Annotated in this window: 19 protein-coding genes and 1 riboswitch; of the genes, 16 read left to right on the top strand and 3 right to left on the bottom strand. The window is 49.0% G+C overall.

Translation table 11 applies throughout. The annotated features are described in order from the left end of the window. Window positions 1-169: 169 nt before the first annotated feature. From ACKX14_RS12270 to ACKX14_RS12285, 4 genes are all read left to right on the top strand, one after another. Window positions 170-1,267 carry a DUF362 domain-containing protein gene (locus ACKX14_RS12270; RefSeq protein ID WP_422448046.1) on the top strand — a complete coding sequence of 366 codons (1,098 nt, stop codon included), beginning with the start codon at window positions 170-172 and terminating at the stop codon, window positions 1,265-1,267. A gap of 73 nt (window positions 1,268-1,340) precedes the next feature. Beyond that, a complete protein-coding gene (gene mntA / locus ACKX14_RS12275; protein WP_422448048.1) occupies window positions 1,341-1,763 on the top strand; it encodes a type VII toxin-antitoxin system MntA family adenylyltransferase antitoxin in 423 nt (140 codons plus the stop codon). 64 nt (window positions 1,764-1,827) lie between these two features. After that, on the top strand, window positions 1,828-2,979 hold the full coding sequence (locus ACKX14_RS12280; RefSeq protein ID WP_422448076.1) for a pyridoxal-phosphate-dependent aminotransferase family protein: 1,152 nt from the start codon (window positions 1,828-1,830) through the stop codon (window positions 2,977-2,979). A gap of 145 nt (window positions 2,980-3,124) precedes the next feature. Next, complete coding sequence (locus tag ACKX14_RS12285) at window positions 3,125-4,549, top strand: S41 family peptidase (protein ID WP_422448050.1); 1,425 nt, start codon at window positions 3,125-3,127, stop codon at window positions 4,547-4,549. Here ACKX14_RS12285 and ACKX14_RS12290 read toward each other — a convergent pair. Continuing rightward, window positions 4,524-5,789 (bottom strand): glycosyltransferase, encoded by a 1,266-nt coding sequence (locus tag ACKX14_RS12290; RefSeq protein WP_422448052.1) that lies wholly within the window; start codon window positions 5,787-5,789, stop codon window positions 4,524-4,526. The two genes, ACKX14_RS12285 and ACKX14_RS12290, sit on opposite strands and share 26 nt — an antisense overlap. Window positions 5,790-6,039: 250 nt before the next feature. On the opposite strand from ACKX14_RS12290, the gene ACKX14_RS12295 reads away from it, so the two are divergent. Both ACKX14_RS12295 and nth read left to right on the top strand, forming a co-directional pair. Beyond that, window positions 6,040-6,867, top strand: coding sequence for a deoxyribonuclease IV (locus ACKX14_RS12295; protein WP_422448054.1), 828 nt, complete (start codon window positions 6,040-6,042; stop codon window positions 6,865-6,867). A gap of 24 nt (window positions 6,868-6,891) precedes the next feature. Further along, window positions 6,892-7,527: an endonuclease III gene (gene nth / locus ACKX14_RS12300; protein WP_422448056.1), complete on the top strand. Its 636-nt coding sequence runs from the start codon at window positions 6,892-6,894 to the stop codon at window positions 7,525-7,527. Here nth and ACKX14_RS12305 read toward each other — a convergent pair. Further along, window positions 7,524-8,111, bottom strand: coding sequence for a DUF1405 domain-containing protein (locus ACKX14_RS12305; protein WP_422448078.1), 588 nt, complete (start codon window positions 8,109-8,111; stop codon window positions 7,524-7,526). The two genes, nth and ACKX14_RS12305, sit on opposite strands and share 4 nt — an antisense overlap. A 79-nt stretch (window positions 8,112-8,190) precedes the next feature. Continuing rightward, window positions 8,191-9,036 carry a phosphatase PAP2 family protein gene (locus ACKX14_RS12310; RefSeq protein WP_422448058.1) on the bottom strand — a complete coding sequence of 282 codons (846 nt, stop codon included), beginning with the start codon at window positions 9,034-9,036 and terminating at the stop codon, window positions 8,191-8,193. Window positions 9,037-9,255: 219 nt separating this feature from the next. Between ACKX14_RS12310 and ACKX14_RS12315 the strand changes: the two genes are divergently transcribed. The 10 genes from ACKX14_RS12315 to purD all read left to right on the top strand — a co-directional run bounded on the left by ACKX14_RS12315 (window position 9,256) and on the right by purD (window position 20,666). Continuing rightward, a complete protein-coding gene (locus ACKX14_RS12315) occupies window positions 9,256-10,425 on the top strand; it encodes a pyridoxal phosphate-dependent aminotransferase (RefSeq protein ID WP_422448080.1) in 1,170 nt (389 codons plus the stop codon). A gap of 102 nt (window positions 10,426-10,527) precedes the next feature. Further along, a riboswitch (purine riboswitch) is annotated at window positions 10,528-10,630 on the top strand. Between the two features lie 121 nt (window positions 10,631-10,751). After that, window positions 10,752-11,456 carry a phosphoribosylaminoimidazolesuccinocarboxamide synthase gene (gene purC, locus ACKX14_RS12320; RefSeq protein ID WP_422448060.1) on the top strand — a complete coding sequence of 235 codons (705 nt, stop codon included), beginning with the start codon at window positions 10,752-10,754 and terminating at the stop codon, window positions 11,454-11,456. A 63-nt stretch (window positions 11,457-11,519) separates the two neighbouring features. Beyond that, complete coding sequence (purS, locus tag ACKX14_RS12325; RefSeq protein ID WP_422448062.1) at window positions 11,520-11,774, top strand: phosphoribosylformylglycinamidine synthase subunit PurS; 255 nt, start codon at window positions 11,520-11,522, stop codon at window positions 11,772-11,774. Further along, window positions 11,771-12,484 (top strand): phosphoribosylformylglycinamidine synthase subunit PurQ, encoded by a 714-nt coding sequence (gene purQ, locus ACKX14_RS12330; RefSeq protein WP_422448064.1) that lies wholly within the window; start codon window positions 11,771-11,773, stop codon window positions 12,482-12,484. Before purS ends, purQ begins: the two co-directional genes overlap by 4 nt. Continuing rightward, window positions 12,474-14,687: a phosphoribosylformylglycinamidine synthase subunit PurL gene (gene purL, locus ACKX14_RS12335; protein WP_422448066.1), complete on the top strand. Its 2,214-nt coding sequence runs from the start codon at window positions 12,474-12,476 to the stop codon at window positions 14,685-14,687. Before purQ ends, purL begins: the two co-directional genes overlap by 11 nt. A 5-nt stretch (window positions 14,688-14,692) precedes the next feature. Further along, window positions 14,693-16,096: an amidophosphoribosyltransferase gene (gene purF / locus ACKX14_RS12340; RefSeq protein ID WP_422448082.1), complete on the top strand. Its 1,404-nt coding sequence runs from the start codon at window positions 14,693-14,695 to the stop codon at window positions 16,094-16,096. 11 nt (window positions 16,097-16,107) lie between these two features. Beyond that, entirely contained in the window at window positions 16,108-17,145 is a 1,038-nt protein-coding gene (gene purM / locus ACKX14_RS12345; RefSeq protein WP_422448068.1) for a phosphoribosylformylglycinamidine cyclo-ligase, read from the top strand. Beyond that, window positions 17,133-17,774, top strand: coding sequence for a phosphoribosylglycinamide formyltransferase (gene purN, locus ACKX14_RS12350; RefSeq protein ID WP_422448070.1), 642 nt, complete (start codon window positions 17,133-17,135; stop codon window positions 17,772-17,774). The genes purM and purN overlap by 13 nt, the downstream gene beginning before the upstream one ends. Continuing rightward, window positions 17,771-19,366 (top strand): bifunctional phosphoribosylaminoimidazolecarboxamide formyltransferase/IMP cyclohydrolase, encoded by a 1,596-nt coding sequence (purH, locus tag ACKX14_RS12355; RefSeq protein ID WP_422448072.1) that lies wholly within the window; start codon window positions 17,771-17,773, stop codon window positions 19,364-19,366. Before purN ends, purH begins: the two co-directional genes overlap by 4 nt. 46 nt (window positions 19,367-19,412) lie before the next feature. Further along, complete coding sequence (gene purD, locus ACKX14_RS12360; RefSeq protein ID WP_422448074.1) at window positions 19,413-20,666, top strand: phosphoribosylamine--glycine ligase; 1,254 nt, start codon at window positions 19,413-19,415, stop codon at window positions 20,664-20,666. Window positions 20,667-20,797: the final 131 nt, after the last annotated feature.

Genomic DNA, 20,797 nt, shown 5'->3' on the forward strand with positions numbered 1-20,797 from the left:
AAGCTCATAATATAAGAGCAGAAGAAACCTTTTTTTGTTTATATTATAGTATACCATCATAAAGTTTATGCTGAAGGGATAAAAATGGTGTAAAATATAATCTGCAGGGAAAATTAAAACATATTCTTTTCTACTGAAGATTTCTCATTAAAGAAAAGGAGATATAATAATGGATATCAATCAAATATATGTCACATATGGAGATAAACCTTTCGAGATGGTAAACGAAGTTCTGGAAAAAATAAATATAGAAGGGGAGATTAAAAAAGATTATCTGATAGGAATAAAACCCAACCTTGTGGTGGCCAAACCGGCGGACCAGGGGGCTACCACCTCTCCGGAACTGGTGGAGGGCATCATCTGTTATCTGAAGAAAAAGGGGTTTGACAGAATAGCCATTCTGGAAAGTTCGTGGGTCGGTGAGAATACAAAGAGGGCTTTTAAAATATGCGGATATGAACAGATATCCAGAAAATACAATGTGCCATTATGGGATTTGAAAGAAGACCCCTGGGAAGTAAGGAGGGTGGGAGATGAAGATATAAAAATTTGCAAGAGGGCCCTTGAAGTCGATTATCTTATAAATGTCCCCGTGCTGAAAGCTCACTGCCAGACTTTAATTACGTGCGCGTTAAAAAACCTGAAAGGGTGTATACCGGATAGTGAAAAGAGACGATTTCATTCGATGGGGCTGAATAAACCCATCGCGTATCTCGGCAAGGCCTTAAGATGCGGTATGATAATTGTCGATGCCATCAGGGGAGATCTTACCTTTGAGGAAGGCGGGAACCCGGTGAGAATGGACAGGATAATAGTCGGCAAAGACCCGGTGCTGGTGGATACTTACGGGGCGTCACTCTTGGGCTATTCCAGGGATGAAATAAAATATTTGGATGTCGCCGAAAAAATTGGAGCGGGTTCGTCAGACCTCAAAAGGGCCAGAATAATAGAGCTGAACCAGAACCTCAAGAATGCAGGCAAATTTACACCGTCCCCTGAAGTAAAAAAATTGTCGGAAAAGATAATAGAAAAAAATGCCTGCTCCGCGTGTTACGGCAGCCTCATCCACGCTCTCCAGCGGTTGAAAGAAAGTGGAAGGCTCGGAATGATAAAGGACGGCATATACATAGGCCAGGGCTTCAGGGGGAAATCTCTCGACGGCATAGGAGTGGGCAGCTGTACAGCCGGATGTACCGAAAATATAAAGGGTTGCCCTCCCTCTGCCAGGGATATTTTAAATTTCCTGGAAAAAACCCTGAGAGCTTGAAAGATTAAAAAAGCGTTCTGCCGGAGTAAAATCGGCCGGTAATTTGTGGTATAATTATAAAGGTGAGAAATTAATGGATAAAAATGTTATTATTCCAAAACTGAAGGAGTTCTTCCTTTTAAAAGACAATATTGTTTTTGCCTATCTTTTTGGTTCCTATGCGGAAAATAAGGCTGCAAGGGGTAGCGACATCGATATTGGTATTTATTTAGTCGGTGTTGAAATGGATGATTTTTTTAGATACAAATTGAGATACAAGCACGAATTGGAAGAAATACTTAAAACTTCGGTGGATTTGATTATAATGAACACCGCTCCCCCTTTATTGAACCATGAAATATTTAAAAACGGCATAATTATAAAGAATAATGCTCCTTCCATCCTTTCTCAATTTCGTATGAGAAATTTTTATTTTTACATCGATCAAATGTATATAATTAACAGGTATCTGGATGCGACTAAGAGAAGAATTAAGGAAGTGCTCAGCGATGGTTAAAAGAGAGATCCTTTCAAGACGGCACAAATCCATAATGAGATTTTGGAGGTAAAAATTCATGGTTATAAAATCCGGTCTTATAATGACGCCAGGTCCCACGGAAATCAGCGAGAGGGTGAGGAACGCCATGGCAAGGCCCATCACCAACCCCGATCTGGACCCGGCCTTTTTTGACTTCTATGATGAAACCTGTGATAAACTCAAAAAAATTATCAATACCCGAGAAGACGTGCTGATTTTGAGCGGGGAGGGAATCCTGGGGCTGGAAGCGGCCATGGCTTCCCTGGTGGAACCCGGCGACAGGGTGCTGTGCCTGGCCAACGGTGTCTTCGGCGAGGGTTTCAATGATTTTGCCACACTCTACGGCGGGCAGGTGGTGTTTCTTAAAAAGGAATACGACGAACCCATCACCGCCGGTGACGTCAGGAAATTTCTCTCAAAAAACGGCGGGTTTAAAGTGGCGACGGTGGTTCACTGCGAAACCCCGGCGGGCTTGATAAATCCCATAGATGAAATATGCCCTGTTTTAAAAGAAGCCGGTGCAATAACGGTGGTGGATGCGGTTTCCTCTATTGCCGGTCATGAGATCAGGCCCGACGACTGGGGCATAGATGTGGTTTTGGGAGGGTCGCAGAAGTGTCTTTCGGCTCCCCCGGGGCTTACTTTCCTCTCTGTAAGCCGGGAAGCGTGGCGCAAAATTGAAGAGAGGAAAAGTCCCATTTCAAGTTTTTATGCCAATCTCTTGAAATGGAAGCAAATGTGGTACAAAGATAGAATCTTTCCCTATACTCCGCCCATCGCGGATATTTTTGCCCTATCCGAAGCGGCGGATGCGGTGCTGGAAGAGGGGGATGGGATATATGAGCGCCATGAAAAAGTGGGAAGGGCTGTAAGGGACACTTTAAGAGAGTCGGGATTCAAAATCTTTCCCAAAATAGGGGCTGAAGCCAACACGGTGACCGCTTTCTATATACCCGAAGGGATAAATGACGAGGGTTTCAGGAAACATCTCTGGGACAAATACAATGTCATGATAGCCGGCAGCTGGGGAAAACTTGCCGGAAAGGTGTGGCGCATAGGCCACATGGGTGAAAATGCCCGGGAATACAAGCTTTTCCAGTTTTTCAGCGCTTTTGAAAAAGCATTAAAGGATTTCGGCGTGTCCGCAGGGAAAAGGCTGACTGAAATATATGCCGGTAAAATGGATGCTGACTGATCCGGCACCGGCGAAGGCAAAGCCGTCTTGGGGGAGAATACGAAAAAAAGATTACAAAATAAACTTGATGCAGGGGGGAATAAATTGTGCTAAAATGAAAATACAGCACAGCTCAAGATAGAGGTCATTTGAAAGGAGAATATCCATGAGAAAACGCTATACCGCTTTTATCGCACTTTTGCTTGTGGCCTTTTTATTATTCAGTCCCCTTACATACAGACAGCTGAAAGCCCAGGACAGCACTTCCCAGAACATTCCTCCGGAAATAAATTTTCTGATGCAGCTGGAAGAATTCTTAAAGCAAAACTATGTAAATGATGTGCGGGACCTGGACCTGATAAAAGGCGCGGTCAAGGGAATGGTGGAATCGCTGAACGATCCTTATTCCGAATACTTTTCTCCCGAGGACTTTAAAAACTTTAACGAGTCCACCAGCGGGAATTTTGGCGGAATAGGAGTTGTGATTACATCGAAAGATAAATATATTACCATTGTTTCAGTGCTGGCGGGAACTCCGGCGGAAAAGGCGGGACTCAAAGCCGGTGACAGGATTGTGGGAGTAGATGGAAAAGATGTGTCCAATCTTTCTACTGCAGAAGTTTCTAATCTCATAAAAGGCGAAAAAGGGACGAAGGTCACCCTGGGTGTGATGAGAGAGGGTGAAAAACAGATACTGAAAATGGATATAATCCGGGATGTCATCAAGGTCAATCCCATAGAATATAAGATTCTCGGCCAGGGCATAGGATACTTGAAGATAAGCGAATTCAATGAGAACACCGCTGAAAATATAGACAGGGCTCTTGATGTCTTTAAAAAGGGCGGAGTTCAGGGCATAGTCCTGGATTTAAGGGATAACCCGGGAGGCCTGCTGGACCAGGCTGTCGAAGTGGCCAGGCGCTTTGTGCCGGAAGGCCCCATAGTCCATGTGGTTTCCAGGGATGGAAAGGTACAGACATTTTCGTCGGCCTCCCCACCTTCTCCTTTTAAACTGGTGGTCCTGGTGAATGGCGGCACCGCCAGCGCATCCGAAGTGCTGGCCGGCGCCATCAAAGACAGGCAGGCCGGGATACTGGTGGGGGAAAAGACCTTTGGAAAAGCCACGGTCCAGCGGACTTTGAACCTGGGAGTGCTTGGCGGCATTAAGCTGACGGTAGCACACTATACTACTCCCAATGGGACGGACATAAATAAGACGGGGATAACGCCGGATATAATTGTCGCAGCAGACAGGACAAATCCTTTGAAAGACTTTGTAGCCCTAAAGGGTGATAAAACACTTAAATACGGCAGCATAGGTCTTGAGGTAATGGGAATTCAGCAAAGACTGGCGCTTTTAAATCTCCTCAAAGCCGAGCCCAACGGTATATTTGGGCCCAGGACGCGGGAAGCGGTAAAAGCCCTGCAAAAGAAAATGGGTCTGCCGGCTACGGGTGTGGTTGACGCTAATTTTTACAGGGCTCTTGATAAAGCCGTTGGCGAATTTTTGAATTCACGGGAGGATGTCCAGCTCAAAAAAGCCATAGAGGTTCTCAAGAGAAAAATCATGGAGAGCCAGAAGGCGGCCTGACGGATTTAAAATTGACGCTTTTATCTTCTGACACCACCTCCAAAAACACTTTTTCTATGCTGTCCACCATGTTCTTCACTGAGAAGCTTTCGACAACCTTTTTAAAGCCTTTCTCCGCCATTTTGTGCGCTTCCCGCGGGTTGTCAAGAATGTATAAAATGGCATCTGCCAGGGCCTCCGGGTTGCCGGGCGGCACCAGGAGACCTGTCTCGCCATGAGCTATAATTTCGGGGATTCCTCCGACGCAGGTACCTATGACCGGCTTTCTGAAAGCCATAGCCTCCAGCAGAGATATCCCAAAACCCTCTCTGCGGGAAGAGAGCACAACGGCATTTGCGGCTTTTATCAAAGAATGTATGTCTTTGCGGTAACCGAGAAAGCGCACTCTTTTTTCGACGCCCAGCTCCAGGGCCATTTTTTTTAGATCGTGTTCCATGGGGCCGTCTCCGGCAATCAAAAAAAGGGGTTTTACCGGCTCATAATTACCCCGCTCTCTGCTTTCCAACTTTTTTAATACAATGGCGGAGGCCTCTATAAACACATCCACGCCCTTTTCTGGAGCCAGGCGGGCTATGTTTAGGATTGCGCAGGGCCGACCTGTGATTTCTTCTTGAACAATGTTGAGTTCGGAGATATCTTCACATATAAAGGGCTCCTTTTCTCCCATATGCGCACCTGATTCCGGCTTTTCCTGATGGTATTTCACACCGACATCCACGCCGTTGTAAATCACCCTGATTTTTTCCTCCGGTATTTTCCAGAGGGAACAGATGCATGAGCCCAGGGCTTTGGAAACTACTACGACCCTTTTGCAAAGGCGAAGGGATAATCCCGCAAGAAAGTTGGAAATGCGCTGCTTTATTCCGGCGTCTTTTGTGGCGGGGAAATTGTGGACGGTAGTTATTATCGCCGGCCTTCCGGCCAAAAGGGCGCACGCGGTGCTCACAGTGGCGCAGGCCATGCCGTGGGCATGGATAATGGCGGGCTTTTCCTTTTTTATGATATGGGTTAAATCTAAAAAGGATTTAATCACAGCCGCAGGGTTTCGCCGGTCTCCGAGATTGATTTCATAATAGGTTATATCCCGGTCCTGCAGCTTTTTCCTGTCAAACTGCCCCTTTGAACCGGCAAGGATTATTTCGAATCTATCCCTATCTATGCGGGATACCAGCACATCTACATGCTTCCTCATGCCTCCTTCGGCGTCCCGCAAAACTTCCAGGACACGTATTTTTTTCATATAATGAAGCCCTCCTGAATTATATTCCGGCTTTGAAAGCTTGCAGACTTTACCGATTATTATTTGCCCCAAGCTCCATTTTATAACAGGTATGTATAAAGTCAACAGACAGGAAGGAATTTAAACTTTTAATATAGAACTTAAATATCCTAATAAAACTCTGGAGTCAATTAATAAAAGAGGCCTTTATCTGCCTAAACTAAATGAAGACGCGAGCAAAACGAATTTATAAATAGAAAGGAAGTTAAACATGCTTTTTGGCGCCCATATATCCATATCAAAGGGCTATGAACACGCGGTAAAAGAAGCCCTTTCCATCGGAGCAAATACTCTGCAGTTTTTCACCCGGAACCCCCGGGGCAGCGCTGCAAAAGCCCTTGATCCCGCCGACATCAAGAAGATGCTGGAGCTTTGCGGCGAAAAGGGTTTTGGCCCGCTGGTGGCCCACGCACCATACACGCTGAATCTGGCCTCGCCGAAAGAAGAAACCAGCGATTTCGCCAGGTTGGTGCTGAGGGACGACATTGAAAGGCTTGAGCAACTAAAAGTGCCTTATATTGTCCTTCACCCGGGCAGTCACCTGGGTGAAGGAATTGAAGCGGGAATTCTAAAAATTTCTTCCGCGCTCAAGGAAATTGTAACCGGAAAAGAGAAGGTTACGGTGCTCCTGGAGACCATGGCTGGGGCCGGCAGCGAGGTGGGATACACCTTCGAACAGCTGTACGACATAATGGACGGGACGGGAATGCCGGAAAAATTCGGGGTCTGCATAGATACATGTCATCTTTTTGGAGCCGGATATGATGTGGTAATGCGCCTGGATGAGGTGCTGGCTGAATTTGACAGCATCCTTGGCCTGGGGAAAATAAAGGCGGTTCACCTCAACGACAGCAAATTTCCGCTGGCCAGTCGCAAAGACCGCCATGCCAACCTGGGGGAAGGGGAACTGGGGATGGAGTGCATAAAAAACGTCATAACCCATCCGGTTTTGAAAGACAGGCCTTTCTTGCTGGAAACCCCGGGGGGCTTAGAAAATTACCGGAAAGAAATTGGGTTGCTAAAGCAAATGACCGACTGATACTGGCTGGGAAGTGATGGGAAAATGAGCGAAAGAGACCGAATATCAAAGATCCTCTCTATCCTTCATCAAACATATCCCGACGCAGCCACCGCCCTTCATTACGAAAATCCGTTCCAGCTCATGGTAGCCACTATTCTGGCGGCTCAATGCACCGACCAGAGGGTCAATAAAGTGACGGCCAGGCTTTTCAAAAAATACAGAAACGTTGAAGATTTTGCCCGGGCTGATATAAAGGAACTGGAGGAAGATATTAAAGAGTGCGGCCTTTTCAGAAATAAGAGCAGAAACATCATCCAAGCCTCCAGGGCACTGTTGGAGAAATACGGCGGCGAAGTGCCGCAGGAATTTGAAGAACTGGTAAAGCTGCCCGGAGTGGGGCGGAAGACCGCCAATGTAATCCTCGCCAACGCCTTCGGCAAACCGGCCTTTGCGGTGGATACCCATGTGTTCAGGCTTTCACGCCGTCTGGGGTTTTCCGACAGGAATGATGTCCTTGGAGTGGAAAAAGACCTCATGGAAAAAATTCCCCGGGACCTCTGGATAAAGGCCCATCACTGGCTGATTTACCACGGCCGCAAGGTTTGCCGGGCCAGGAGGCCGAAATGTGGCGAGTGCCCTCTGAAGGAACTGTGCCCGGAAGGGCTGAAGCGCCCTTAAGGGTCCGGGTCCATCGCCGCTGTATGCTCTTTTTGTCGGACATATAAACAATAGCTGTAAACGCTTATCCCCGCCGTCATAGCCGCCGCCGAAACGAGTCCTGCCAACCACTGACTTTCGTCGAAAAACCATGGATGAATATCAAGGCCGTAATCCAGGAGGTCGCTTCCAGCCATTAATAAAAACATGAGCGGGATATAGCCTTTTTTAAGTGGAATGTCGTTTATAAAAAGCGCCCCCTCCACCGCCATGCCTAGGTGCGACAGCGTAAGGTGAAAATTGGTGAAGGTATAGTTACCGCCGATAAGTAAATAATGGGTGTTTATTATTGCAGCCCAGAGGCCGTATTTAATAAGCCAGGCGCAGGCAAGCAAAGTGAAAAAAGGTTGGGGCTTTTTAATTATATAAAAATAGAGCGCGATGGTAAAAAGGGCCGTGGCCGTGGGGCTATCCGGCACGAAAAGCCACAGCGTTTTAGGGGTTTGGATAAGCTGATAACGGTACCAGTAAAAACCGTACAGTGACCCGGAAAAATTAATAAAAAAAAGTAGGCGGAGAAAAAAGGGTTCCTTCAAAAAAGCCATAATGTTTGTATAAAGTTTATGCAGACGAAACAAAACCAGCTCACCTCAAATTTAAGGTTTGTATATGTGGTATGTCATGTCACAGTTCGAACTTCTTAAAAATAAACGGCGCGCCCGCCACCAGCCAGAGGCCCAGAAGGAAATATCTCAGCATAGAAAAAATATCCAGCGGGGGAAGCAAAATTTTAAGGCCCAAATACACCGCCAGAAATCCTGTGAGACCCGCTGTATATTTTAACGCGGTTTTAAAAAAATTCCTGTTTTCAGGTTGAAAGTCGATAAATTTATTTTCAAATATGGCCCCAAGCCATATCCCCATGAGCATCCCCGTGTATTTATAAACATCGTGATGGGGGAAAATTTTGAGCAACACCAGAGGAAAGGCAACGGAAAATACCAGCTGCAGGGCCGCATTTGAGGGAATTTTGGTTTTTTCGATCCTGAGAAAAATAAATGCCGTGAAAACCCCCAGGATTATACCTCCAATTACATCCAGCGGCCAGTGCAGGCCAAGGTATAGCCGGGACAGACTCACAATGAAGATTATACCAGTTCCCAGGACATAAGCCCGGCAGGTGTTATAGCGCCTCATAAGTATGCTCCATAGCGTTGCGGAGCCCTGGGCGTGGCCGCTTGGGAAAGAAAAACCGCCGGCGGAAAGGGTGTATAGGGAGCGTATGCCCGGATATCCTATGGGCCGCGGTATTGCGGTTATCTCTTTCAATACCACATTGGTATACATAGATATTATTAAAGCGCTTCCGAGGCCAAGACCCAGTTTTTTATCCCTGCTCCAGTATATTACCGGAATAAGCGCGAAATAAAAGGCTTCGCTGCCGAGGTTGGTTATTAATATGAAGAAGCCGTCCAGCAACGGGGTATGGAAAGACTGGATGACTTTTAAGATTTCCGCCTGGAATTCCATGAAATCATCTCCCGAGATTGCCCTGTATTATATTTTCTTTTAATGTAGCCTGTTTTCCTTCTTATTTTTTCAATGATATAAACATATATTTATGGCTTGCCGTATTTCCAACATGGAGTTATAATTTTTTTAAGTTTTGTCAAAAACTCAAATAACCGAGTTTTGAAAAAATGGCAGGGTTAATAATTGATTAATAATTTTGAGGAAAGGAATGTTTTTATGGACTACGGGAAATACGTATCAAATAGAGCCAGATCCATTGAGATCTCCACAATTCGTTACTTTTTTAATATGGTAAACGAAGTAAAAGGCGCCGTTTCGCTCTGTATCGGCGAGCCGGATTTTACAACTCCGGCCCACATTAATGAAGCGGCTGTAAAAGCGCTGGAAGAAGGAAAAACCTTTTACACTCCCAATGCGGGCCTGCCGGAACTCCGGCAGGAGATATCAAAATACCTGAAACGGCGCTTCGGAGTGGAATACAGAGCCGAATCGGAGATAATCGTGACCATAGGGGCCAGCCAGGCCATCGATGTGGCCATAAGGACGCTGGTGGAGCCCGGCGATGAGGTGCTGATACCCCAGCCATCTTTTGTGGCATATACACCGTGCACCGTCCTGGCGGGAGGGAAGCCGGTTTTTGTACCCACATACATTGAAGATGATTTTGCCCTCAGGCCGGATGTACTGGAAAACTATATTACCGAAAAATCCAAGGTGCTCATACTTCCCTACCCCAACAATCCTACCGGTGCGGTCATGAGCAGGGATCAGCTGGAAGACCTGGCGGGAGTGATTAAAAAGTACGACCTCATAGTCGTATCCGATGAGATATACTGTGAGCTCACGTACGGTATGGAACATACGGCCTTTGCAAGCATACCGGGCATGTGGGAGAGAACCGTTACCGTCAACGGTTTTTCCAAATCATATGCCATGACCGGCTGGAGGCTGGGATACATTGCCGCACCGGCCGGGCTTGCTGCCGATATGTTAAAGGTGCACCAGTACAATGTTACCTGCGCCGCCACCATGGGGCAATACGCAGCCATTGAAGCCGTGAGAAACGGCGACGGAGACATTCAGAATATGCGCCGGGAATACGACAGGAGGAGGGTTTTCCTGCTGAACAGCCTGCGCGAAATGGGTTTCGAATGCTTTGAGCCAAGAGGAGCATTCTATTTGTTCCCCTCAATTAAAAACACCGGCCTTACTTCCGAGGAATTTGCCGAAAGGCTGCTGCGGGAAGCAAAAGTGGCGGTGGTGCCGGGGAGCGCCTTTGGGGAAAACGGCCGGGGCTTTGTAAGGCTGGCCTACGCCACATCCATGGAAAACCTGGAAGAGGCGGTAAAACGGATAAGATGGTTTATGAAAACAAAATTACAATAAAAAACGGATAAATCCGTATATTTAATTATAATTAATAAAAAATGTTCGGAAGTAGTATTGCAAAAAAATCCACCTTATGTTAGGATATCGGTGTAAACAAAAATAAACATCGAATTTTAGCCTTATATAATTCCGGGAATATGGCCCGGAAGTCTCTACCGGGTGGCCGTTAACCACCCTGGCTATAAGGCTGGTATTTATTTTATTGTTTTTTCCGGCTTTTAAATTAAGGTAGAGACGTTGCTCTGCCTTATTATTTTTTGATGTGCCGCCTTCATTTTATAGTATTATCCTATCGCCGGAAATTATAAAAATGAGGTGAAAAAATGCAAAAAAAAGAAATGATTTACGAAGGCAAGGCCAAAAGGGTTTATCGCACGGATGACGAAAGGTTTTACATTATCGAATTCAAAGACGATGCAACGGCCTTTAACGGCCAGAAAAAGGGCACCATCTGCGAAAAGGGTAAAATGAACAACAGAATTTCCGCCAGCCTGTTCGAATTGCTGGAAAATCATGGCGTCAAAACCCACTTTGTCCGGATTTTGAACGACCGGGAAATGATGGTTAAAGCCGTGAAAATACTACCTCTGGAGGTTATCGTGCGCAACATAGCCGCCGGCAGCCTGGCCAAAAGGCTGGGGCTGAAAGAGGGTACGAAGCTCAAAAGGCCTGTTCTGGAGTTTTGCTACAAAAACGACGAACTGCAAGATCCCATGATAAACAACCACCACGCACTGGCACTGGGACTTGCTTCGGAAGAAGAGATTGAATTTATAGAAAAGACTTCTTTTAAAGTGAATGAAATTTTGACGGATCACCTTATTGGAAAGGGCATAATACTGGTGGATTTCAAACTGGAATTCGGGCGATTTAACGATGAAATTCTCCTGGCCGATGAAATTTCCCCGGACACCTGCCGCTTCTGGGATGCAAAGACATTAGAGATCCTCGACAAAGACCGCTTCCGCAGGGATCTGGGAAATGTCGAGGAAGCGTATAAAGAGATATTGATGAGAATAAGCAAATGATCGTGGAAACACGGCAGAGGAATGGCGGCGTTTTAAATAAAAGTTTACGGAGGGAAACGTAAAATGTATCTTGCAAAAATATACGTGCGTTTCAAGGCCGGCGTCCTGGACCCCCAGGGTACCGCCATAAAAGGCGCTTTAAAGCACCTGGGGTTTGAGACGGTCGAGGACGTGCGGGTGGGCAAGCTCATAGAAATAAAATTGCGAACCGGCGACAGGCGGGAGGCCGAATTTCAAATAAAGGACATGTGTGAAAAACTGCTGGCAAATCCGGTTATAGAGGATTACCACTTCGAAATTACGGAGGATTTGTTATGAGATGTGCTGTGATAGTATTTCCAGGCTCTAACTGCGACGTGGACTGTTATCACGCCTGTAGAAACGTCCTGGGGCAACCCACCGAATATGTCTTTCACAAGGAAAGATTTTCCCCCGGCGATTTCGATCTGATAGTGCTTCCCGGCGGTTTTTCCTACGGCGATTATTTAAGGGCCGGTGCCATCGCCAGGTTTTCTCCAGCCATGGATTCTGTTATGAAAGCCGCAGAAGCCGGAAAGCTCATCCTGGGGATATGCAACGGGTTTCAAATATTACTGGAAGCCGGGCTTCTGCCGGGGGCGATGAAGCGCAATAAAGACCTGAAATTCCACTGCCATGACGTTTATCTGAAAGTCGAAAATAATAATACCCCCTTTACGGGGCTTTATAAAAAAGGTGAAATAATCAGAATGCCCATTGCCCACGGCGAGGGGAATTATTTTGTGGACAGCGGCAGCCTGGAAAGGTTAAAAGCCGCGGGCAAAATAGTATTTACTTACTGCGACAGCGACGGGAATGTTACGGAAGAGTCCAATCCCAACGGTTCCGTGGGAAATATAGCCGGCATAATCAACGAACAGGGAAACATTCTCGGCATGATGCCCCACCCGGAACGTTGTTCCGAAGAGATACTGGGCAATACTGACGGCAAGAGGATTTTTGATTCAATACTGGATTACGTCGAGGGGAGGGTGAGCCATGGCAGGTAAAGAAGACGCAAGAAAACTCGGCCTTACCGATTATGAGTACGACGAAATTGTGAAAACCCTGGGCCGGGAGCCGAATCATCTGGAGCTGGGCATGTACAGCGTCATGTGGTCCGAGCACTGCAGCTATAAAAATTCCAAACGTGTGTTGAAGCGATTCCCCACCGACGGACCGCAGGTGTTGCAGGGGCCGGGGGAAAACGCGGGCATAGTGGATATAGGAGATAATCTGGCGGTCGTCATGAAGGTGGAAAGCCACAACCACCCTTCGGCGGTCGAACCCTACCAGGGAGCCGCCACAGGGGTGGGAGGCATAATACGCGACATTTTCACCATGGGCGCAAGGCCGGTAGCCCTCCTGGATTCTCTCAGGTTCGGCGATCTCGACGACCCCAGGGTAAAATACCTGTTCGGAGGTGTGGTTTCCGGGATTGCCGATTACGGCAACTGCATGGGCATTCCTACGGTGGGAGGAGAAGTGTATTTCGATGAATCGTATAAAGACAATCCCCTGGTGAATGCCATGTGTGTGGGGCTGATCCGCCATGATGGCATAGTGAGGGGCAGGGCGGCAGGGATCGGGAATTCCGTCATGCTGGTGGGTTCCGCCACCGGGCGGGACGGCATGCATGGTGCGAGTTTCGCCTCGGAAGAGCTTTCCGAGGATTCGGTGGCCAAAAGGCCGTCTGTACAGGTGGGAGATCCGTTCATGGAAAAACTGCTGCTGGAAGCCTGCCTGGAACTTTTGAAGAATGAATGGGTGGTGGGCATCCAGGACCTTGGGGCCGCCGGACTTACTTCTTCTTCCTGTGAGACAGCAGCCAGAGCGGGCAGCGGCATAGAGCTGGATGTGGCTCTGGTCCCTCGCCGGGAGGAGGGAATGACCCCCTATGAAGTCATGATATCCGAATCCCAGGAGCGCATGCTGGTGATTGTTGAAAAAGGGCATGAAGAAGAAGTAAGGAAGATCTTTGAAAAATGGGACCTGAACGCGGTTAAAATAGGCACCGTCACTGACGACGGCATGCTCAGGGTCCTGGAAAACGGACGCGTGGTGGCCGAAGTGCCGGCCAGATCCCTTGCCGAAGGTGCGCCAACCGTAAAACGTGAAAGCAGAAGACCGGCATATATGGATAAAATTGATTTTGACATATCGAAGATAACACTACCGGGGGATTTAAACGGGGTATTGCTCAGACTTTTGTCATCTCCGAATATAGCCCGCAAGGAATGGGTGTACCGTCAGTATGACCACACCGTGCGCACCGATACGGTGGTGCCTCCGGGCTCGGATGCGGCGGTGCTGCGCATAAAGGGCACCAAAAAAGGCATAGCCCTCACCGCCGATTGCAACGGACTTTACTGCTATCTGGACCCTTATGAAGGGGGCAAGCAGGCGGTGGCCGAAGCCGCCAGGAACCTGGTGGTGAGCGGTGCAAGACCGCTGGCCATTACCGACTGCCTCAATTTCGGCAACCCCGAGAAGCCCGAAGTTTATTACCAGTTTGAAAAGTGTGTGGACGGCATGGCGGAAGCCGCGAGATTTCTGGGAACACCGGTCATAAGCGGCAATGTGAGTTTTTACAACGAAACAAAGGACAGCGCCATATTCCCCACGCCGGTGGTGGGAATGGTAGGAGTTTTGGAAGATGTGGAAAAATGCTGCACCATGGCATTCAAAAACGAAGGGGACATTGTGGTGCTTCTGGGAGAAAATACCGATGAACTGGGAGGTTCCGAGTATCTGAAGGAGGTTTTTGGAATAAAAGGAGGCAGGCCTCCCAGGGTAGACCTCCGAAAGGAAAAAAAGGTCCAGGAATGCTGTCTGAAAGCCATAGAATTGGGCATAGTCCATTCGGCTCATGACATCTCCGAAGGAGGTCTGGCGGTGGCCCTGGCGGAAAGCTGCATTGCAGGGAATCTGGGATTTTCCGGCGATATCGATGATGATGTCCGGAGCGACGCCCTTTTATTCGGGGAAGGTCAGTCGCGGATAATTGTGAGCCTGCCGGAAGAGAACCTTTCTATACTTCAGAAGCTCGCCGCCGAAATCGGCGTAAAAACCAGGGTGCTTGGATTTGTAAAAAAGGACCGCCTGAAAATAGAAGTTAAACGGCAGGGCCGGGTTGTTGGCCGGGTCGATGTTTCTGTGGAGAAAATAGCCGATGTATGGAGGAACGCCATAAGATGGAAGATCGAGAAATAATGATTATGGACGACAAGTTGAAGGAGGCCTGCGGTATCCTGGGGATATACAGTGACCGCATCGATCCGCACTTAAGCCGCACGGTATACTATGGTCTTTACGCCCTCCAGCACCGGGGTCAGGAAAGCGCCGGCATCGCCGTAACTTCGGGTGAAGGCATAAACTACCACAAGGGCCTGGGGCTCGTATCGGAAGTTTTTAACGATAACATACTGGACAACCTTAAAGGCCATATAGCCGTGGGGCATGTCCGGTATTCCACCACCGGTTCCAATACGCTGATTAATTCTCAGCCGCTGGTAGTGAAATACAAAAAGGGGGCCCTTGCGGTGGCCCACAACGGCAACCTGGTAAATGCCAAGGAAATCAGAAGGGAACTGGAAGAAGACGGGGCCGTATTCCAGACCACCGTGGACAGTGAAGTGATAGCCTTTCTGATAGCCAGGGAGCCCTCTGGTGACATTGTAAATGCTGCCCGGGCATGTATGGAAAAAATCCGCGGTTCCTATGCCCTTGTTATAATGACCGAAGACAGCCTCATCGGCATCCGGGACCCCAGAGGCATTAGGCCCCTCTGTCTTGGAAAATACAACGGCTGCTATGTGCTTTCATCGGAAACATGCGCGCTTGATACCATTGGAGCTGAATTCATACGGGACCTTGAGCCCGGAGAAATCGTAGTGATAAATGAGAAAGGCATGAGGAGCATTAAAACATCGAACAACCCCACTTATTCCCTGTGCATTTTTGAGTTTGTTTATTTTGCACGGCCCGACAGCACCATTGACGGCAGTAACATTCATCTGGCCCGGTGGGAGGCAGGGAAGCAGCTGGCTCTGGAGCATCCCGCCGATGCGGACCTTGTCATAGGGGTGCCGGACTCCGGCACCGTTTCGGCCATGGGCTATGCCGAGGCATCCGGCATCCCCTTTGGAATAGGCCTTATAAAAAACAGGTATATCGGCAGGACATTTATCCAGCCCAGCCAGGCATCCAGAGTTATCGGGGTAAAGCTCAAGCTGAATGCCGTGAAGGAAGTAATCAGGGGCAAGCGCCTGGTGATGGTGGACGACTCCATCGTCAGGGGCACCACCAGCGGCCAGATAGTAAAAATGCTGAAGGATGCCGGAGCCAGAGAGGTTCACGTCAGGATAAGCTCACCTCCGGTAAGGTATTCCTGCTATTTCGGCATAGATACATCCTCCCAAAAGGAGCTTATCGGGGCCAGGCAGCAGGTGGAGGAGATAAGAAAATTCATCGGTGCCGACAGCCTCGGGTATCTGAGTCTGGAAGGGCTCATAAAATCCACCGGCCTCCCGGCGGAAAGGTTCTGCACCGGGTGTTTTTGCGGAGTGTATCCTGTGGAGGTGCCCAGGGAGGGGAAGAAGTATTTATTTGAGAAGTGTTAGGAGAGGGTTTTATGGAAAGAAAAATGACTTATAAAGATGCCGGGGTGGATGTAGATGCAGGTAACAGGGCCGTAGAGCTTATGAAGGCGTATGTTAAGTCCACTTACCGGCCGGAGGTTTTGGGGGACATAGGCGGGTTCGGCGGTTTTTTTCAGATGGATATTACAAAATATAAAGAGCCGGTGCTGGTTTCCGGTGCCGACGGCGTGGGGACAAAACTCAAGCTGGCTTTTTTGATGGACAAACACGATACCGTCGGAATCGACTGCGTGGCCATGTGCGTGAATGATATTCTGGTCCACGGCGCACAGCCCCTCTTTTTTCTCGATTATATTGCTGTGGGGAAGATGAAACCTGAAAAAGTCGCCGAAATAGTTAAGGGCGTTGCGGCTGGATGCAAAGAAGCGGGATGTGCGCTCATAGGGGGGGAAACCGCAGAGATGCCGGGGTTGTACGAGGAAGACGAATATGACATGGCGGGTTTTGCAGTGGGAGCGGTGGATAAGGACAGGATAGTTGACGGCTCCAAGATCAGGGAAGGCGATGTGGTGGTGGGCCTTGGCTCCTCGGGGCTTCACAGTAACGGCTATTCGCTGGCCAGGAAAGTGCTGCTGGAGAGGGCGGGGTTTTCTCCTTCGGATTATATAGGAGAATTGGGGAAAACTCTCGGTGAAGAAATGCTAACTCCTACGAGGATATATGTAAAAACCATCCAAAGTCTCGAAGGTTTTCAAATCCACGGGATGGCCCATATCACCGGCGGAGGCATCATTGAAAATCTCCCCCGTATATTGCCCAAAGGGCTGGAGTTTAAAATAAACAGCAAGTCATGGGAAATCCCGCCGGTATTTGACCTTATTCAAAAAAGCGGCCATGTGGAGGATGCTGAAATGTACCGCACCTTTAACATGGGGATCGGCTATGCGATTGTAACTCCTGAAGAGGATGTGGATGGAATCATTAATACTTTAAAATCCAGAGGCGAAAAAGCGTGGGTGATCGGCCGGGTGACAAAAGGAGCGGGCGGGGTGGTATTTTGTCAGGGCTGAGGCTGGGTGTGCTGGTTTCCGGCGGCGGAACAAACCTGCAGTCTATTATAGATCACATCCAATCGGGGTACCTGCCTGCCGAAGTCGCCGTTGTTATTTCCAGTAGGGAGGGCGCCTACGCCCTGGAACGGGCGAGGAGACATGGCATTCCCCGTTATGTGGTGAAGCGGGCGGATTTTGACAGCCAGCAGGAATTCGAGGATGAAATGATAAAAATTCTCGGCCGCTACGAAGTGGAGCTGGTGGCGCTGGCCGGATTTATAAAAGTTCTGTCACCGCATTTTGTGCGGGCGTTTCCAAACAGGATAATGAATATTCACCCATCTCTGATACCGGCTTTTTGCGGCAGGGGATTTTACGGAGAAAAAGTCCACAGGGCTGTTTTGGATTACGGCGTAAAGGTTACCGGTGTCACAGTGCATTTTGTGGACGAGGGAACCGACACCGGCCCCATCATCCTGCAGAAGGCGGTTACCGTCGAAGACGATGACACTCCCGAAACGCTGGCTGCAAGGGTGTTAAAAGAAGAACACAAACTGTATCCCCGCGCCATTAAACTTTACGCAGAAGGTCGCCTGGAGATTAAAGGCAGGCGGGTTTTTATAAAGAACGAGGAGGAATCTTCATGATTAAAAGAGCGCTTCTTTCGGTTTCGGACAAGACCGGGCTGATAGAATTTGCCCGGGGCCTTTATGAACTTGGGGTTGAGATCATTTCTACCGGCGGCACTGCCATGGCTTTACAGGAAGCGGGCATTAAAGTGACGGCAGTATCGGATATCACCGGCTTTCCCGAAATTTTAGACGGCCGCGTAAAAACCCTCCATCCCAAAATTCACGGGGGGCTTTTGGCACTGCGCAGGAAAGAAGAACACATGCAACAGATAAAAGAACTTGGCATAGAGCCCATAGACCTGGTGGCCATAAACCTCTACCCCTTCAAAAGAACCATTGAAAAGCCGGGCGTAACCTTTGAAGAGGCCATTGAAAACATCGACATAGGCGGGCCGTCAATGCTCCGTTCGGCTGCAAAAAACCACCGGTATGTAATTGTGTTGTCCGACCCGCAGGATTACATCCCGGTCCTGGAACAGCTTAGGACAAAAGGAGATGTGGATTACGCATATCGAAGGAGGCTGGCGCTGAAGGTCTTTGAGCACACATCTCACTATGACGCGCTGATTGCCGATTATTTTAGAAGGGTTTCAAAACAGGATTCTCCCGGAGCTGAGGGAAAACTTGAAGCAGGCGAGGTGGGTTTAATCGAGACGAAGGAGTTTCCGGAAAATCTCACCCTGGCTTTTGAAAAAGTCCAGGATTTGAGATACGGGGAAAATCCGCACCAGAAGGCGGCTTTTTACAGGGAAATCGGGTCGGCCGCCGGGACCATCGCAGGGGCGAGGCAGCTTCACGGCAAGGAATTATCCTTTAATAATATTAACGACGCCGATGCCGCGCTCAAAGCGGTGCTGGAATTCGATATGCCCGCGGCCGCTGGAGTAAAACACACCAATCCCTGCGGCGTTGCCTGCGGTCGGGATATCCACGAGGCGTATCTAAAGGCCTACGCCGCCGATCCCGTTTCCATTTTCGGCGGGATTGTAGCCCTTAACCGGCCGGTGGACAGGGCTACAGCCGAAGAACTGGTGAAAATATTTTTGGAGATCGTTATAGCGCCGGGCTATGAACCGGAGGCCCTGGAAGTTTTAAAAACAAAAAAGAACCTGAGACTGCTGGAAGTGGATTTATCTCCGGGGACCCATTCCGGCTGGGATATGAAGAGGGTATCCGGCGGCCTGCTGGTGCAGGAACCCGATGTGAAAGATTTCGAAGAAAAGGACCTTAAGGTTGTCACAAAGAGGGCTCCGTCTGGTAAGGAAATGGAGGACCTGCTTTTCGGCTGGAAAGTGGTAAAACACGTGAAGTCCAATGCCATTGTGCTGGCAAAAGACCTGGTCACCGTGGGCATAGGTGCGGGTCAGGTGAATCGAATCTGGCCTGCGGAACAGAGCATAGCCCACGCCGGGGAAAAAGCCAGAGGGGCCGTGCTTTGTTCCGATGCCTTCTTCCCCTTCTCCGATGTGGTGGAAGCGGCGGCCAGAGCCGGGATTACCGCCATCATCCAGCCGGGAGGCGCTTTAAGGGACGAAGAATCGATAAAGGCCGCAGACGAACATGGCATCGCCATGGTGTTTACCGGCTGGCGTCACTTTAAGCATTAAAAATTTAAACATAAAAAAATGAAGTTAAAAAGTAGGGGTGTTGCAGGTGAAGGTTCTGGTGGTTGGCGGCGGCGGGCGGGAGCACGCGCTGGTATGGAAAATAGCGCAGAGCCCAAAAGTAAGAAAAATTTACTGCGCCCCGGGCAACGCGGGCATAGCAAAACTCGCCGCGTGTGTGAATATACCGGCCGAAAGCGTGCGTGAACTTGCCGATTTTGCGGAAAAAAACGCCGTAGACCTTACGGTGGTGGGCCCCGAAGCGCCGCTGGTAAAAGGCATTGTGGATGAGTTTGAAGCCCGGGGGCTGAGGATTTTCGGTCCGTGTAAAGCCGCGGCTCAGATCGAGGGCAGCAAGGTGTTTGCCAAAAGCCTCATGGAAAAGTACGGCATACCCACGGCAGCCTTCAGGGTATTTGACGATTCCAGAGAAGCCGTGGAGTATATAGAAGAAGCGCGAGCGCCTCTGGTGGTTAAGGCCGAGGGCCTGGCCGCCGGTAAAGGCGTGGTGGTGGCCAGGGAAAAGAAAACCGCTCTGTCGGCGGTAAAAAGCATCATGGAGGATAAAGTTTTCGGTGACGCCGGGGCGCGGGTGGTAATAGAGGAGTACATGGAGGGGCCGGAGGTTACGGTGCTGTCATTCTGCGATGGAAAAATAGCCGTTCCGATGGTAAGCAGCAGGGACCACAAGAGGGCCTTTGACTGCGACAAAGGGCCCAATACAGGCGGCATGGGAGCCGTTTCACCGGCGCCGGGATACACCACGGAAGTGGCCGGAGTAGTGGAAAAGGAAATAATCCAGCGGACCGTCGAAGCCATGGCTAGGGAGGGCATGCCCTATAAGGGTGTGCTTTATACGGGCCTTATGCTTACGCAAAAGGGACCGCGAGTGCTGGAGTTCAATTGCCGGTTCGGAGACCCGGAAACTCAGGTGGTCATTCCCAGACTGGAGACCGATTTAATCGACATAATGGAAGCGGCCGTAGAAGGCAATCTTGATGACATTAAGATAAAGTGGAGAGATGAAAAAGCCGTCTGTGTGGTGCTGGCCTCCGCGGGTTATCCCGGGCCTTACGAGAAGGGCAGGCAGATCACGGGCCTTTCTGAAGCCGAAAAACGGGGTGCGATAGTATTTCATGCGGGTACCGTTGAAAAGGACGGAAAAATCTATACCTCCGGAGGCCGGGTGCTGGGGGTCACCGCTCTGGGCGAAACCGTGGATGAAGCGAGGGGAAAAGCTTACGACGCTGTTTCAAAAATACACTTTGACGGGATGCACTATAGAAAAGACATTGCACGATAAGACCCGTAAATTTAAAACACTATCATGAAGGTAGCGTCAAATAAGAATATGGGGATTCCCTAAAAAATGGAAATCGTAGGTAGTAGCTGGCAAATCAATCAGTAATTGTTAAATCAATAACCCAAAGTAAC

The sequence above is a fragment of the Thermorhabdus hydrogeniformans genome (assembly GCF_049310025.1).
Lineage (GTDB): Bacteria > Bacillota > Thermosediminibacteria > Thermosediminibacterales > Tepidanaerobacteraceae > JBJYKD01.